Origin of the sequence: Pseudomonas aegrilactucae (assembly GCF_019168305.1) — a bacterium.
Taxonomy (GTDB): Bacteria; Pseudomonadota; Gammaproteobacteria; order Pseudomonadales; family Pseudomonadaceae; genus Aquipseudomonas; species Aquipseudomonas aegrilactucae.
The window spans coordinates 1-15140 of record NZ_JAHTBI010000110.1 but is presented as its reverse complement, the minus strand read 5'-3'; the positions used below and the strand labels follow the sequence as shown (position 1 = coordinate 15140).

Sequence of the window (15140 nt, the reverse complement as noted above, 5' to 3'; positions counted from 1 at the left end):
TCAGCGCGCATCTCCCGGTGGCGCTTGGTGTTGAGCATCAGCAACCCCACCAGGTGCACCACCACACCAAACACGAACATCCCCTGATGCGTCCTCGGCCCATAGGCCGACAGCAGCACCAGCAGGCTCAGCACCTGCAAACCGACCAGCACCCACACACTGCCCGCCCGCCCGCGCACCATCGTGAACGTGGCAACCGTCAGCACCATTACGCTGCTCAGCAACATCCCCAGGCTCACGTTGGTGTTGTCCGGGTGATTGCGCCAGTGCAGATCGGTGAACAACGCCACCGAGATCGCCAACGAAAACACACCCGCCAGATTCGCCGCCACGAACGTCGGAAAGTACCGCGCCATGAACCGTGCATAACTACCGCTGGGATGCATGCTCAAAACTCCTCGTAAAGCCCGATGGCAATCGACTGCATCGAGCTGCTGCCCACCAGCCCAAGCCCCATGCCCCAGCAATCCTTGAACAGGGTCTGCGTCGCATGGCTGATCTGGGTCGGCGTGTAGCGCTTGGTCAGCCCGCCCGCAGCCTGCTGCAGCTTCAACTGATTGGCGGTCAGCGACGGGTGCTTGATCGACAACAGCTCATCGGTCAACGCCTTGCGCTGCTGACGGCTCAGGGTCTGGCGCAACTGCCACCAGCTGCTGCCGGTCGACGCCCGACGCGCCAGCAGGTAACGCACCGTGGTCAGGCCCGATGCCGCCACCCCCATCAGCGCCACCGCATCCAGCATCGGCGACACCACCTGGTACCACTGCGACTCGTCCATCTCGTCGTTGGCCGCCGGGTTGGTCACCTCGCGCACCGTGCGCAACATGCCAAAGCCGCACTGCGCCGCACTGGCCGCCACCGCCGCCCCGCCGATGTAGGTCAGCACCAGGCTGGTACCGGCCGTGAACGGCGCCGCAATGGTGCCGCTGAACACCACCGACCAGCCAATCACCGCGCCAATGCAGGCCGCCGTGGTGCTGAAGGCTTCCTTGAACACCTTCGATTCACGCGGGCTGTTCTGCAACTGCTCGGTGAACTGCTCGGGCGTCAGGTAGCGCTTCAGTTCACGCAGCACGATGCGCTTGGGCAGGGTACTGCAGATGGGCTGAAATTCACGCAGCACCACCACGTTGTAGTCGGCATCGATGTACACCACACCGGCACCGACCAGGGAAGGGTCGCCGTCGATCACGGCGAACAGGCGCGGCACATTGACCTTGGCTTCAATGCGCTGACGCGCCATGAACTGCGAGCCGCGCACACCCGGCCCGCTGAAATTGCTCATCAAATCGGACACAGCTTCTCTTCCTTGAACCACCAGAAACCGCCCGGCCAACACGGCCGGGCAGCGTCACACCGTTTACACGTTAGGGCAAGGCACCGGTGCCCAGTCACCCATGTCGGGGTTCTTGCACATGCTGTTGACCTGGCTCTGGCCAGCGTTGGCTACCTGCTGGCTTTCGGCTTTCTTGGCGTCGGCATCGATCAGGGTCTTCTCGGTGGCAACGGCTTCCTTCGGCACGTCCGGCAGTTTCTTCTGTTCGGCCTTGGTCTTGCCCTTGTTGGCGGTCTTGTTGCTGGCCTTGGCCGCTGGCGGCTTCTTGGCATTGCCAGTGGCCAGCTTGGGCGCTTGGGCCTCGGCCACTACCACCACGTCGGTACGCTCTACACCGACTTGCTTGAGGTCCTGCTCGTAGGCCTGGGTGTAGTTGTTCAGGTTTTCACCCAGACGACCGTTCACCGCAGCGATCAGGTTGTTCGACTCCTGCAGGCCCGAGACGATCTCGGCCAGGCGCTTGCGGCCTTCGGTGTCGTTGATGGTGTTGGCCTTGCGGCCCGCCATCAGGTTGCTGAACGCCTGCTGGTAGCACGCCTGCGAAGCCTTGGCGTACGCGGTGCTGCGGTCCATGTCGGCCGCGCTCTTGTTGATGTCGGTGGCGTAGGAACCGATGCGCTGGTGGTCATCGCTGATCTGCTTCTGGCGCTCGGTGTAGTAACCGGCCGCACCACCGACCAGCGCGCCGCCTGCGGCACCGATGGCGACATTGCGCCCGCGTTTTTCCGAGTCGCCCACCAGCGCACCGGTCAGCGCGCCGCCGACAGCGCCCATCAGTGCGCCGGTGGCCACCGACTTGGTCATGTCCGAATCGGTGCTGCGCAGGTGCGACACCGGCTCATAGCAGCTCGGGTAGTACTCGACCTTGGTGGTCTGGCTGACTTTGGACACCGGCGAGCTGGCGCAGCCCGTCAGCAGCACGGTGCTGAAACCGGCCGCCAGCAGCAGTGCCGAACGGCAGTGGGATGCAGTGATAAAAGGCTTCGAACGCATTGGTCAGGCTCTCTGTGGGTGGTGTAGTGCCCTGCGCAACCGCATGCTGCGCAGGCTTGTGCTTGGCCGGCTGGCCGCTCACGGTTGTCGTGGCGCGGCCGAGGCCAGCAATTCCTTGAGTACTTGGGCTGGATCGGCGCGCCGCTGCTGGCGGTAGTCACTCACGTGACGCACGAACAGCGTGGCGCGGGTAACCAGGCTCTTGCCCAGCACCGGCTTGCGGTTGAGTTCTTCCTTCACCCGCTGGAACTGCGCCTGGATCACCGCATCGGTGTAGCGCGTGCCGGTCGCCAGGTTGTCGATGTAGATCGCCACCGCGCCGTCCAGCGCGCTGCGGCCATTGCTGATGGCCACGGCGAACATCGCGGCCGTGGCGTCATCGCCCGAGGCCCTGGCCTGCTGCTGGCTCTTGTGCAGGTTGGTCAGGCGGATGTTGTAGTTGTTGACCGTTTCGGCCACCAGCGCAGCCGACTGGATCAGGTTGCCGGCCGCTTCTTCGCGCTGCTGCGCGATCAGCGACACGTTGCGCTTGAGTTCTTCGTTGACCTTGCCCAACTCGGCCTGCAGGCGCGGGTCGAGGCTGGCGGCAATGATGGTGTCCAGGCGCTTGGTCGGGTCCTGGGCATCGTCGATGGCGTCGGTCAGCGCCGCCAGGCGGCCCTCTTTCTGCCACTGCTGGAACAGCTCTTCATAGCGCGAACGCGGGGCCGACAAGGCACCGATGGCGACGCGAAAACCGGTGGTCTCGTTGCGCTGCTCGGTGCCGTCGGCCGCGAACAGCGGGTACTCGCGGCGCATGCCGGTGAACAGCGTGCCCTCGCCTTCCAGGTAGTTGCCGCCCTTGGCCACGAAGCCGCCATAGGCGCCCTGGCGGCGCCCGGCGCGCACCAGTTGGAACGACTCCTGGACCATTTCGGCGGCATTGCCCAATACGTCGAACATGCCCAGCGGGTTGGGCAGCTTGGTGCCGATCGGCATCAGCCGCGCCGCCTGCCCGGTGCCACCGGCCACCTGGTTGAACACCGCCCAGTCGCCCAGCGGGCCGTCGCTTTCGCTGCCCTCCAGGCGCCGTGGGAACAAGCGCTCTTCAAGGTCCTGGCGGCTCACCGCCTGGCCACCGCGGGCGGCGAATTCCCATTCCACTTCGGTGGGCAGGCGCACAAAGCCCACGCCGCCGTCATCGGCATCGCTGACCCGCCCGCTCACCGGCAGCAGGTCGCGGTGGTGCTTGAGCAGCCAGGCGCTGTACACCGCCGAAAAACGCTCGGCCTCGAAGCGCGACAGCTTGACCATCGGCAGGCGCGCGGCCATGCCCTCGGGCGCGGCCTCGCACACCGGCGCAGCGTCGCCACTGGCCAGCGGCTGGGCCTGGGCCATCACCTGGGCGTACTGGCGTGCGGTCACTTCGTACTTGCCGATGAAATACATCATCGGCTTGAGCGGGCTGTTGCGTTCAAGCTTGGGCAGGGTCGCGCCCAGGGTCTTGCGCCAGCCACCCGGCAGGTCCTGCAGGGCAAACTGGCCGTTGATGAAGTCGCGCCGGTAGCCGGAAATGAACGACTGCTTGTAGCCCGGCTCACCTTCGCTGAACGGGTAGCCGAGGTTCACCTCGCGATCGTCCAGGCTGCCTTGAGCCAGCACGTACACGTGCCGGAACACCATCTCGCCGCCGCACGGCAGCGGCAGGCTGATGTCATCGGCCAGCGGCTTGGGGTTGTCCACGTTGCTGGTGGGTTTGGCGGCCGGTTTGTCGTCGTCCTCGGCCTGGGCACACGACACCAGGCTCAAGGTTGCAACGATCAATGCCGTGGCGGCAAGGCGTGGGTCAAACATCTCTGATTCCTTGCGAAGCGTCGATGCGCGCTACCCGCCAGCCACCCAGGGCGGCGGCGCCGGCACTGGCCAGCAGCACGGCGGCCAGGGCGACGAGGTAGTGCGTGGGCAACAGGTGGCTGGCGTATTCGCCAGGCATCTGCATGAACAAATGGTTGAGGCCGCGTTCGGCCAGGGCATACAGCGCAGCGCCCAGCAGCGCCGCCAGCACGCCGCTGTACAGCGCCTGCAGCACCACGAACAGCAGCAGCGCGGCGGTGCCCAGGCCCAGCAGGCGCAGCACCGACAGCTCGCGGCGCTTGCGCTCCACCGCCGCCAGCGCGCCGGCGCACACAGCAGCCACGGCGCCCAGCACGGCCAGCGCGGCGATGATCCAGAACACCAGGTTCAGGTTGCGGCTCAGCGACTGCACTTCGCCAATGCGCTGCGCCTGGGTCGAGACCAGCACCTGGTGCTCGGCAAAATAACGCCGCAGCGGCTCGACTGCGGCAAGGTCACGGGCGTACAGGCGCATGGCCGGGTAGATGCGTTCGGCCGGGTTTGCCTGAGTGTCGCCCTCCCAGCCCAGCGCGGGCACGGCGCGACCATCACGGTAATCCTCGGCGGCCTCCAGCAGGCTCAGCGGTGCGAACAGCGCATCGCGCTCGAACGCGGCCAGCGGCAGCACCGCCACCACCTGCACGGTGCTGCGCCTGGCCTGGATCTGCCCAGCCTGCTGGCGGCTGAAACTGGCCGTCAGGCGGTCACCGGCATGCGCGCCGAGTCTTTCGGCGGCGGTATGGCTGAGCAGCACCTGGTCAAGCCCGGTCGGCAGCGCCAGCCCCTGTACCAGCGGGTCGCCGGCGGCGGTGGGGATCATCTCGACGGTCACTGCCGCACCCCCTGCCAGCAGGTCGGCGGTGGCGGCGATCTGGCGGGTGCGCGGCAGTGCAAAGGCGACGTCCTCGCGCTGGGCCAGCGCGTCAATGTACTGCGCGCTGAAACGCCCGCCGCCCAGTGCGATGATCTCGCGCACCGCCGGGTCGCGCTGCAGGCGTTCAGTCAGGCTGCTGACCAGCCCGAACTTGAGGCCGAACAGCACCAGCAGCGGCGCGATCACCGCCACCAGCGCCAGCACGCTGCACGTCGACAGGCGCGCATCGGTGCGGTAGTCCTGCCAGGCCAGCCTGGCGATCAGGGCGGCGCGCATCAGGCGGCCTGCTCCAGGCGCGCGGTCACGCCGCCGTCGGCGTCGCGCTGGCACGCCAGGCGCAGCACCTGCAGGCCGAGCTCGCGGGCCAGCGCTTCGTCGTGGGTGGCGATCACGCAGCCCACCTCACGCGCACGCGCCTGGCTCAACAGCAACTGCATCACCCGCTGCGCATTCAGCGGGTCGAGCGCGGCGCTCGGCTCGTCGGCCAGCAGCCATTGCGGCGCATGCGCCAGCGCGCGCGCGCAACTGACCCGCTGGCGCTGCCCCACCGACAACGCAGCCGGGCGCTTGGCCAGTTGATCGTGAATATCCAGCTGGCGCGCCAGGCGCTCGACGCTACCGTCGTCGGCCAGGCCCAGCAGCTCACGCGGCAGTCTGATATTGGCGCGCACATCCATGAACCCGAGCAGGCCGCCGGTCTGCAGCACATAACCGAAGTGCCGGCTGCGCAGGCGCGCCAGGGCATCGCGTTGGCCGTGGCGCCACAGGTGCGCGAGATCGCTGCGCTGGCCCTCCAGGTCGAGGGTGAACGCGTCAGCCTGATCGGGCGCCAGCACCAGCGCCAGCAGGTCGAGCAAGGTGCTCTTGCCGCAGCCGCTGGGGCCGACCAGCGCCCACTGCTGGCCGGCACCCAGTTGCAGGCGCTCGATCACCAGGCTGAAGCGCTGGTTCCCGACGCCACGGGTCTTGTGCACGGCGCGCAAGCTGAGCATCAGGGCAGCGTCGACAGGGGCACGCGGTACAACCCGTCGCCCGGCTCGGCATCGCCGAACCGCACCCAGTTGGCCACGTCGTTGTGGAAGGTTTCGTAGAGGCGGATCTTGGAATCCAGCTCGTCGATGAAGTCCTGCTGCTCGGCCACGCTCAGCGACAGCCACAGGTCCTGGGTCATGTTCAGCGACTTGCTGCGGTACGGCAGGCCCTCCAGGTACTCGCCCAGCACGCCGCCCTGGGCCAGGTTGCCGCCCTTGTTCAGCGCGGCCGGGTCACGACTCATGTAGGCGCTGGCGCTGGCGATTTCCTGGAAGAAGTCCCTGGGCGAGGTGCGCGTCTTGCGCGCCGCATCGACGATGGTCTTGAGCGACTGCTGCAGGTCGTTGAGCTGCAGCTTGGTCAGCATCACGCACACCTGGAACGCCGGCAGGCTCGGGTTGGCCAGGTCGCGGTCGGCGGTCCAGGCGCTGACCAGCTGCGGTGCCTGGCTGGCCGCCTTGCGCCCCAGAAAGTCCATGTGCATGGCGTAGCCGATGGCCGCCGACTTGTCGGCCAGGCTCGGCGCCGCCGCCAGCAACGGCACGGCCTGCGGCTGGTTGCTGCGCACCTGGTGCACCAGGGCGGCGAAGGTCGAACCGATCTCGCCTACGCGCTGCCCGAAGGCCGCCACGTCGCCACCGGCCACCGGCACATACAGGTCGCCGATCTTCGGGTTGGCGTCGGCGGTGAGGGTGCGGTACTGCTGCTCGGCGAAGCCATGGTTGGCCTTGCCGGCATCGGTGCGCAGGTGCAGCGCGTAGATCTTGATCTGCTTGTTCAGCGCGGCCTGACGCACTTCGGCTTCGTTCATGCGGGTGCTGCTGAACGGGTCGCTCTTGCGCAGGGAGCCGGCGTCGCTGACCAGCAGGATCAGGCGCCCGCCGTAGCCGCTCCAGTCCATGCCGTCGACGGCCTGCATCACGCCGGCAAAGGCATCTTCGTTGAACGAATGGCTGGACACCGAGGTGGCCTTGACCTGCGCGGCGAGCGTGAGGAAGCGCTCGGGGTCGCGGCCCTGGTCGAGGCTGATCAGGGTCTTGCTCAGGTACTCCAGGCCCGGCGTCTTGCGGGTGCTGTTGCGAAAGCCCACCAGGCCGAAGCTCACGCTGTCCAGCTCGCCACGCTTGGCGATCTGGGCCTGCAGCTCGTGCACCACGGTACGCACCTGGTCGATGTACGGTTGCATCGACACCGAGGTGTCCACCACCAACACCACGGCGGTACGGAACGCATCAGTGGGTGCAGCGACCGGCGCGGCGCTGGCGGCAGGCTTGGCGACCGGCAGCGGCGTGCTGCCCGGGTCGATGGAGGCCACGTTGAGCAACTGCACCGGCTGGCCGTTTTCGTCGAAGCTCTCGCGTGAATCAAAAATCGGCAGCAGGTAGAACTGATTGGCCGGCACCGCGCTGGCGGCCGGCTCCAGCGCCAGCACCTGGCCGTTGTCATCGGGGTTGTTCTGCGCCTTCAGCAGTTGCGCGCGGGCGGCCGGGGTGTCGCCCAGCAGCTTCTCGACCTGCCCCGGCTCGCGCAGGAACATCACCGGGGCACGTCCCGAGCGTTCGGTGAACTTGAGCACCAGGCTCTGCTTCCAGTCGCTGACCTGCGCCGCCGGCAACCAGCCGTCGCGGCGCCCGTCGCTGCCGGTGCCGACCTGCAGCCATGGGCTGCCGTCGACGTTGTCGCGCTGGTACACATACAGCACGCTGAAGGCCGGGATGGCCTTGCCGCCGCTGGCGCCCGCCTCGCTGGCCAACTGCGCGCCGGGCTTGCTCAGCACGCGCTGGAACAGGGTTTTCTTGCCGGCCATCAGCAACGGCCGCTGGCTGTCGTTGCTGACCACCGGGGCGGCCTCGGGCTGCACCGACGGTGCACTGGGTGGCGCAGCGGGTGCTGCACTCGGCGTGGCCACCACGGTAGCCGGCGCCTCGTCACGCAACGCCCAATAGCCGAGGGCGCCAAGGCCCAGCGCGGCGGCAACCGCCACCGCCAGCAACGCCGGCACCGGGCGCTTGCTTCTGGCCGGCGCCGGGGTCGGCTTCAGTGTTGGCTCTGGCACCGGCTCAGGGGCCACCGCCTGGGGAATCTCGATGGACACTGGCGTCAGCCCGGCCAGGTCGGTAGCGACGGGTGCCACCACCGGCAACGGGCGAATCTGCGTGCTGTCGTCCTCGGCAGCGGCAACGGCCTGGGCGGGCAGACGGTCCAGCGCCGCCAGCAGCGCCGCCGCATCGGCGAAGCGCTCGGCCGGGTCCTTGGCCAGCAGGCCGCGCAGGATGTCCTGGTAGCGGCCATGCTCGATCGGCAGTGCCGGCAGCGGTTCGGTCAGGTGCGCCAGTGCGGTGGACAGCGCATCGGTGCCGGTATACGGCAGCTTGCCCACCAGGATCTCGTACAGCACCACGCCCAGCGCATACAGGTCGGCGCGCCCGTCGATGTCCTGGCCGCGTGCCTGCTCGGGGCTCATGTAGCTGGGCGTACCCACGGCAAAACCGGCCTGGGTGAACTGGGTGCGGTCGTCCAGCGACTTGGCGATGCCGAAGTCCGAGAGCACTGCGTTGCCATCGGCGCGGAACAGGATATTGGCCGGTTTCACGTCGCGGTGCACCAGGCCCTGGGCATGCGCATAACCCAGCGCCGAGGCGATCTGGCGCACGTACTGCACGCCCTGCTCGGGGGTCAGGCCGGCGGCGATGCGCTCCTTGAGCGTGCCGTTGGGCAGGTACTCCATGGCCATGTAGTACAGCGCGCCGACATTGCCGATGTCGTGGATGGTCACCGTGTGCGGGTGCGACAGCCGCGCCAGGGTGCGCCCCTCGCGCAGGAAGCGCTCGCAGAAATTCGGGTCGGCGGCCAGCGAGGCGGCCATCACCTTGAGCGCGACCTTGCGCTCCAGCGAACGCTGGGTGGCCAGGTACACGCTGGCCATCGCGCCTTCGCCAATTTCACCGTCGATGTCGTAGCCGGGGATCTGTAGGTGCATGAGGGTCTTCAATCGGCCTTGATCACGATGGCCGTTATGTTGTCGGGGGCGCCCCGGGTCAGGCCCAGGTGCACCAGGCTGCGCACCACCTGATAGGCGTCGCGGTGGCCCAGCACTTCGCAGATTTCGTGGTCTTCGACGGTCTTGTTCAGGCCATCGCTGCACAGCAGGTAGGTGTCGCCGGCGCGCACCTGCAGGGCCACGCTGTCCAGCTCCAGGTGCGCCTGCACGCCGATGGCGCGGGTGACGATATTGGCGCGCGGGTGCACCCGTGCCTCGGCCTCGCTGAGCAGGCCGCTGTCCTGCAGGTCCTGCACGTAGCTGTGGTCGCGGGAGATACTGTCCAGCGCACCGTCGCGCAGGCGATACAGGCGGCTGTCGCCGGCCCACAGGCAGGTGCCACGGGCGTCGCGCACGGCCAGCAGCACCACGGTGCTGCCCATCATGGCCACGCCGCGGCGCTCGGTTTCCTCGAGCACGGCGGCGTTCACCTCGGCCAGTTGCTCGCGCAGCACCTGGGCGTAGTCTTCCAGCTCGGGCAGGCGTGGCACGCCGCGCAGGGTGTCGACGATCAGGCAGCTGACGTAGTCGCCCGCCGCGTGCCCGCCCATGCCGTCGGCCACGGCCCACAGGCCGTCGGCACTCAGGTCCAGGCAGGCGTCCTCGTTGATCTGGCGCACCATCCCGGTGTGGCTGTAGCTGGCAGCCGTGTACTGCATCGCGGTCATTGCCGGCATTTAATGCACAGCCTCCTTGCCTGAAAGAAAACGCCCGAACTCACTGCTCGGGGGGAGCCCGCTGCAGCGCAGCAGCCCGGCGGCGATGCGCTCCGAGCCGCGGCCCCACCACAGGCTCGCGCCCGCGCAGGCGCACTCGGCCAGGGCCAGTGCGCGGGTGTCGGGCCGGGTCGCCGCCAGCCGTTGCAGGCCGCCGAAATGCTCGACGGGCACAACGCCAGGGCTATGTGCCACATAGCCCTGCACCGCCGCTTCAAAGACCTCGAAGCGGGCGTCGGGTTCCAGCGTGTCGAGCAACAATGCCTCGGTCTGTTCAAACCAGTCGTCCGGGCCGCAGACAATGCTGGCCAGCGATTGCTCAGGGGCCAATACCTGCGCCACGGTCAGCGGGAAATAGCGCCCCACGCGGTCGATGCTCGGCATCAGCACCCCCACCACTGCGTGCGGTCCGCACACCCCGGGGGCCAGCGCGAAGCGCCACAGCGGGCTCACCAGGTAGGCCTGCAGCCACTGCTCGCCCAATTGCTGCTGGCTGGCCGACAGGCCCGCGGCCAGCCAGCTGTCCCAGGCCTGCACGAACGACGGCGGCAGGCCGCGCTGCACGAAGTCGCCGCGGCTGGCCAGCTTGCCGTAGAAGCCGACGCCGTTCACAGGCGCTCCGGCAGGCTGAAGCCACTGAGCACGCGGCGCTTGAACGGGTTGAAGGCGCTGTTGGCACGCAACTCGTACGACACGCTGGCGTTGTCCACACGCAGGCGCAGGTTGAAGCGATCCGGCGAATTGCCCGCCACCAGGTCCGACTGGTCGAGCAGGCGGAACCACGCCCACGGCCCTTCCACGGTCAGCGCCGAACGCCCGCTCATGGGCGTCGGCACGATCGACAGGCGCACCACACCGATGCTGCTCGGGTTGGGCCACTGCATCGCCACCGGGCGGCTCGGGCCGTGGTCGTAACTGATCTGCTGGCCATCGAGGTCGAGCATGAACTGGGTCACCGAGGCATCCATCGCCACCGGCTTCAACTCGAAACGCACCGACGGTTGCAGGCCGCCATTGCGAAAGTACGCATCGCGAATCGTCGCCGCCTGCTGGAACGTGTTGAGCACGCCATTGCCGATGCCCAGCTTCTGCGCCGCGCCCGGTTGCCAGCGCCAGGTGTTGGCGTTGGTGTCGACGTAAGGTTGCAGGTACTTGCGAAAATAACTGTCCATCACCCCGCCCACGCCGAAGAACTGGCCGAAGTCGTCCAGCGTGGCGTCGCGGCTGCTGCCCGCCGACAGCGGGTAGCGCCCGCTCAGCGACTGGCGGTACACACTCAGTACCTCGGTGTTCCAGGCGGCGTTGAGCTGGTTACGCACGCCACCCATCAGGGTGTTGGTGGTGGCGCCGACCACCGACTTGACCAGCCCCTGCACCAGCGGCGGCTGGCGCGCAGCGTTGAGGCTGACGCGGTTGGCCGCGGCGGTGGCCTGGTTCTTGGCCTCGCCCAGCAGCGCGTCGCCACTGGCACCGACCATGCCGCTGACCTGCACATACAGCGCGTTCATGTCCGCCAGCAGGCCGTCGATGGGCGCAGGTTCACCCTCGCCCTTGGCCACCAGGCCGTTGAGCGCTGCAAAATGCGCGGTCACCGGGTCTGTCTCCGGCGTGGCCGCACGGCTGACCTGGGGCACACCCTGGCCCAGCAGCGAACCCAGGCGTTGCTTGAGCTGGTCGACGCCGGCGTCCTCGGCTTTCTGCACCACGGCGCCGAGGGCATCGGGCTGTTGCAGGTTGGTTTCCCTGGCCACCGCCGTCAGCAGTTTTTTCAGCGGCGACGATGGCCCGGAAATCACCCGCAGCACATCGGCAGCCTGGGCGATGCTGGTCACCGGCACGAAGTCGATATCGTTGAGCAATGCCTCCCAGTGCCGGATGTAGTCCTGGAAATACAGCTGACGCACATCGGCCGCCAGGCTGCTGGCCGCCTGCTCGTCGGCCTGGGCGCGGCCCAGCACCCACTGCTCTTCGGCCAGGGTACTGGCCTGGCTCAGGCTGCTGGCCAGGAACGCCTTGCGGTAGCCGTCCACCGTGAACAGGCCGCTCAGCGGTTCGCCCAGCGGCTTGCCGCTCTTGCGGCTGAAGACCAGGGGGGCGTCACGCCCGGCCGCTTCGCTGAGGCGAAAATCGGCCACGCCCTCGGGCAGCTTCTGACGCTTGACCCGGTCGTACACCCGTTGCGCCACCGGCAGTTGCTGCAGTTGGCGGCGCGTGTCATCGATCAGTTGCGTGTCCAGCCGCGCCGTCGGCGGGCGCCGCTCGAACAGCGCCTGCAGGTGCTCACCCAGCGCCTGGCGCTGCTCGGGCGGCAGGCTGCGCAGGCTCTGGTCCCAGTCCAGGCCGACCCAGGCCTTGATGAAGTCGGGGTCGTAATGCTCGCCGTCGGCCAGCATCAGGTAGGCCTTGAGGCCTTCATAGAGGTAGTCCGAGCCGCCGCCGCTGCGCAGCTGTTCTTCGATGCGCGTCACCAGGCGCGGCGCGAACACCGCGATCAGCAGCTTGCGGTACACGCTGGCCGATTCGGCTTCGAGCATGTCGCCCTGGTACAGGCCCAGGCCTTCGGCCCAGCCCGGTGCATCGGTGGCCAGGCCGCGCACACCGTTGAGCAGGGGCAGCACCGCCAGCACATCGCGTTGCGCCGGGCTCAGGCCCTGCACCTGCTGGCCCAGCGGCGCGACCTTCTGGTCGACCTGGGCGATGTAGGCCTGGTTGGCGCGGTAGCTGACGGCCCACAACGTGCCCATCAGCAGCACGCCCAGCACACTGGCGGCCAGCGCCCCGCGCGCCAGCCATTTGCGCCGCCGCTCCACCTGCGGGTTGACGCCCACCAACCCGCGCTCGGCAAAGGCCACCGCGCTGAACAGTTTCTCGATGAAGTAGCTGCGCCCGGTGCCGTTCTGGCGCGCCAGGTGCTGGCGGTCCAGGCCCATGCTCTGCGCCATGCTGCCGATCAGCCGGTCGATCGGGCTGCCTTCCTGGGTGCCGCTGGTGAAGTACACCCCGCGCAGCAAGGCGCGGTCTTCGAAGGCGTTGGGCTTGAATACGCCTTCGAGAAAGCCTTGCAGGTTGTCCTTGAGTGCCGCGAACTGCTGCACGAAGCCGTAGACCAGGTCGCGCCGCGCCGGGTCGCGCTCCTGCTGCAGGCGCTCGACCAGGCGTTCGTTCAGGCGTTGCTCCAGCCCTGCGAACTCGACACCGAACCGGGCCAGCGGGCCTTCGCCGCTGGCGCCGTCATCCAGCGCGAAGGTCATGCCCCACACCTGGGCACGCTCTTCCTTGTTCAGGCTGTCGAAAAACGCCATGAAGCCCGGCACCAGGTCGAGCTTGGTCAGCATCAGGTAGATCGGGAAACGCACGCCCAGCTGGCTGTACAGCTCCTGGATACGCGCACGAATCGCCGCCGCATGCGCAGCGCGCTCGGCCTCGCTGCCCAGCAGCAGGTCGGACAGACTGATGGCAATGAACGCGCCATCGATCGGCCGGCGCGCACGCTGGGTCTTGAGCAGGTCGAGAAAGCCCAGCCACGCGGCCTTGTCCACCTGGGCATGGCTGTCCTGGGTGGTGTAGCGCCCGGCGGTATCGAGCAGCACGGCTTCGTCGGTGAACCACCAGTCGCAGTTACGCGTACCGCCCACGCCACGGATCGCGCCCTCGCCCAGCTGTGCAGCCAGCGGAAAGTGCAGGCCCGAATTGACCAGCGCAGTGGTCTTGCCCGAGCCGGGCGGGCCGATGATCACGTACCACGGCAGCTCGTACAGGTTGCGCCGCTCGTCACCGCCCAGGCGTGCTTTCTTCAGCAGGGCCAGGGCTTCGTCCATGCGCTGGCGCAGGGTGGCCAGCTCCTCGGCGGTGGCGACGCTGGCAGGGTCTGGCGCGGTGTCGGCCGCCAGGCTGGCGATCACCTTGGCGGCCTGGCGGCGCGCCTCGATGATGCGCCACACGCGGTAGGCCGCCCAGGCGCCGAACAGCAGCGCGATCAGCGCGCCACGGCGCCAGGCCGGCACCAGCACGTCCAGCAGCGGGCCGATGAACCAGATGATCAGGCTCAGGGCCAGCAGGCCCAGCAGCGGCACGATCCAGCGAATGACAAACCCGAAAAACGCCTTCACTCGACCCCCTCCGCCACTACCGTGATTTCTACCCGGCGATTCTTCGCCCGGCCTTCGGCCGTGTTGTTCGGCGCCACCGCTTCGGTGTCGCTCAGGCCTTGCGCGGTAAAGCGCTCGGCTTGCCCGGTTTTCGCGGCCAGGATCTGCAGCACCTGGTCGGCGCGGGCCTGCGACAGCGCCCAGTTGGACGGGAAGCGCAGCGTCGCGATCGGGCGGTTGTCGCTGTGCCCGGTGATGCGCACCTGGCCCTTGACCTGGCGCACCGCGTCGGCAATACGCAGCATCAGTGGCTGGTAGGCATCGACGATGCTGGCGCTGGCGGAGGCAAAGATTTCATCGCCGCGAATGGTCACCACCGAACGGTCGACGGCGTCTTGCACCGCCACCCGCCCGGCCTTGATGTCGTCGGCCAGAAAGCCGGCCAGGCGCGGGCGCTCGACCTTCACCGGCAGCGCCGGGGCGCGCTCGATGGCCTGCACCGGGATCTCGCCCAGCGCATGAATATGCTTGAACACCGGCTCTGCATCGCTGGCCAGCTTCAGGCGCAGGCCGAACAGCAGCAGCAACAGCAGCGCCACGGCGACGGCCAGGCCGACCCACGGCGGCACGAACTGCGACAACCGATCACGCTCCACCTTGACCCCGCGCCAGTGCGGCGACAGCTCACGCTCGAACTCACCACGGGCGTTGCGGATGGCCGCGGCCGTGCGCTCGCGCAGTGCCTCCAGCTGCGCACGGCCGCCGTTGACCACGCGGTAGCGGCCTTCGAACCCCAGGCACAGGCACAGGTACAAAAGCTCGAGCAGGTACAGGCGCTCACGCGGGCTCTGCAGGCAATGCTCCAGCAGCTGGAAGACTTTTTCGCCGCCCCAGGCTTCGTTGTGCACGGTGATCAGCAGGCTCTGCTTGCCCCAGTCGCTGGCGCTGCCCCACGGCGTGCTGAGCACGGCTTCGTCCAGCGCGGTGCACAGTGCATAGCGCGCCAGCAGCACTTCGTTGCGCGCCACGCCGGCGGCCTCGGCGCGCTCCTCGAACTGGCGCAGGCAGGCCAGCAACTGCGCGCGCAGGCTGGCCGGGGCCGGGTGCGAAATCGTGCTGCGCAGGCGCGTGAGCAAGGCCAGCAACGGCCCGGCTGCACGTTCCAGCGGGTTCAGGCCCTGGGCCTGGC

The 15140-nt window shown here is 68.2% G+C and carries 11 protein-coding genes; all 11 read right to left on the bottom strand.

Annotated features, from left to right (window positions below):
* Positions 1-386: hypothetical protein (locus KUO17_RS24310; RefSeq protein WP_217978115.1), on the bottom strand; the 386-nt coding region annotated here is incomplete at its 3' end.
* 2 nt (positions 387-388) lie between these two features.
* On the bottom strand, positions 389-1285 hold the full coding sequence (gene ssp4 / locus KUO17_RS24305; RefSeq protein WP_217978118.1) for an Ssp4 family T6SS effector: 897 nt from the start codon (positions 1283-1285) through the stop codon (positions 389-391).
* A gap of 75 nt (positions 1286-1360) precedes the next feature.
* A complete protein-coding gene (gene tagQ / locus KUO17_RS24300; protein ID WP_217978114.1) occupies positions 1361-2329 on the bottom strand; it encodes a type VI secretion system-associated lipoprotein TagQ in 969 nt (322 codons plus the stop codon).
* A gap of 78 nt (positions 2330-2407) precedes the next feature.
* Positions 2408-4162 (bottom strand): formylglycine-generating enzyme family protein, encoded by a 1755-nt coding sequence (locus tag KUO17_RS24295; RefSeq protein WP_217978113.1) that lies wholly within the window; start codon positions 4160-4162, stop codon positions 2408-2410.
* A complete protein-coding gene (locus KUO17_RS24290) occupies positions 4155-5351 on the bottom strand; it encodes an FtsX-like permease family protein (RefSeq protein ID WP_217978112.1) in 1197 nt (398 codons plus the stop codon). Before KUO17_RS24290 ends, KUO17_RS24295 begins: the two co-directional genes overlap by 8 nt.
* Entirely contained in the window at positions 5351-6067 is a 717-nt protein-coding gene (locus KUO17_RS24285; RefSeq protein ID WP_279648848.1) for an ABC transporter ATP-binding protein, read from the bottom strand. Before KUO17_RS24285 ends, KUO17_RS24290 begins: the two co-directional genes overlap by 1 nt.
* On the bottom strand, positions 6067-9087 hold the full coding sequence (locus tag KUO17_RS24280; RefSeq protein WP_217978111.1) for a serine/threonine-protein kinase: 3021 nt from the start codon (positions 9085-9087) through the stop codon (positions 6067-6069). Before KUO17_RS24280 ends, KUO17_RS24285 begins: the two co-directional genes overlap by 1 nt.
* Before the next feature lie 8 nt (positions 9088-9095).
* The gene (locus tag KUO17_RS24275) at positions 9096-9815 is read right to left on the bottom strand and encodes a PP2C family protein-serine/threonine phosphatase (protein ID WP_217978116.1); all 720 of its coding nucleotides are present in this window, start codon (positions 9813-9815) and stop codon (positions 9096-9098) included.
* 9 nt (positions 9816-9824) lie between these two features.
* Complete coding sequence (tagF, locus tag KUO17_RS24270; protein ID WP_217978110.1) at positions 9825-10475, bottom strand: type VI secretion system-associated protein TagF; 651 nt, start codon at positions 10473-10475, stop codon at positions 9825-9827.
* Positions 10472-13972 (bottom strand): type VI secretion system membrane subunit TssM, encoded by a 3501-nt coding sequence (gene tssM, locus KUO17_RS24265; RefSeq protein WP_217978109.1) that lies wholly within the window; start codon positions 13970-13972, stop codon positions 10472-10474. Before tssM ends, tagF begins: the two co-directional genes overlap by 4 nt.
* Positions 13969-15140, bottom strand: a 1172-nt coding sequence (locus tag KUO17_RS24260) for a DotU family type VI secretion system protein (protein WP_217978108.1), incomplete at its 5' end; no start/stop codon positions are given. The genes tssM and KUO17_RS24260, both read right to left, overlap by 4 nt.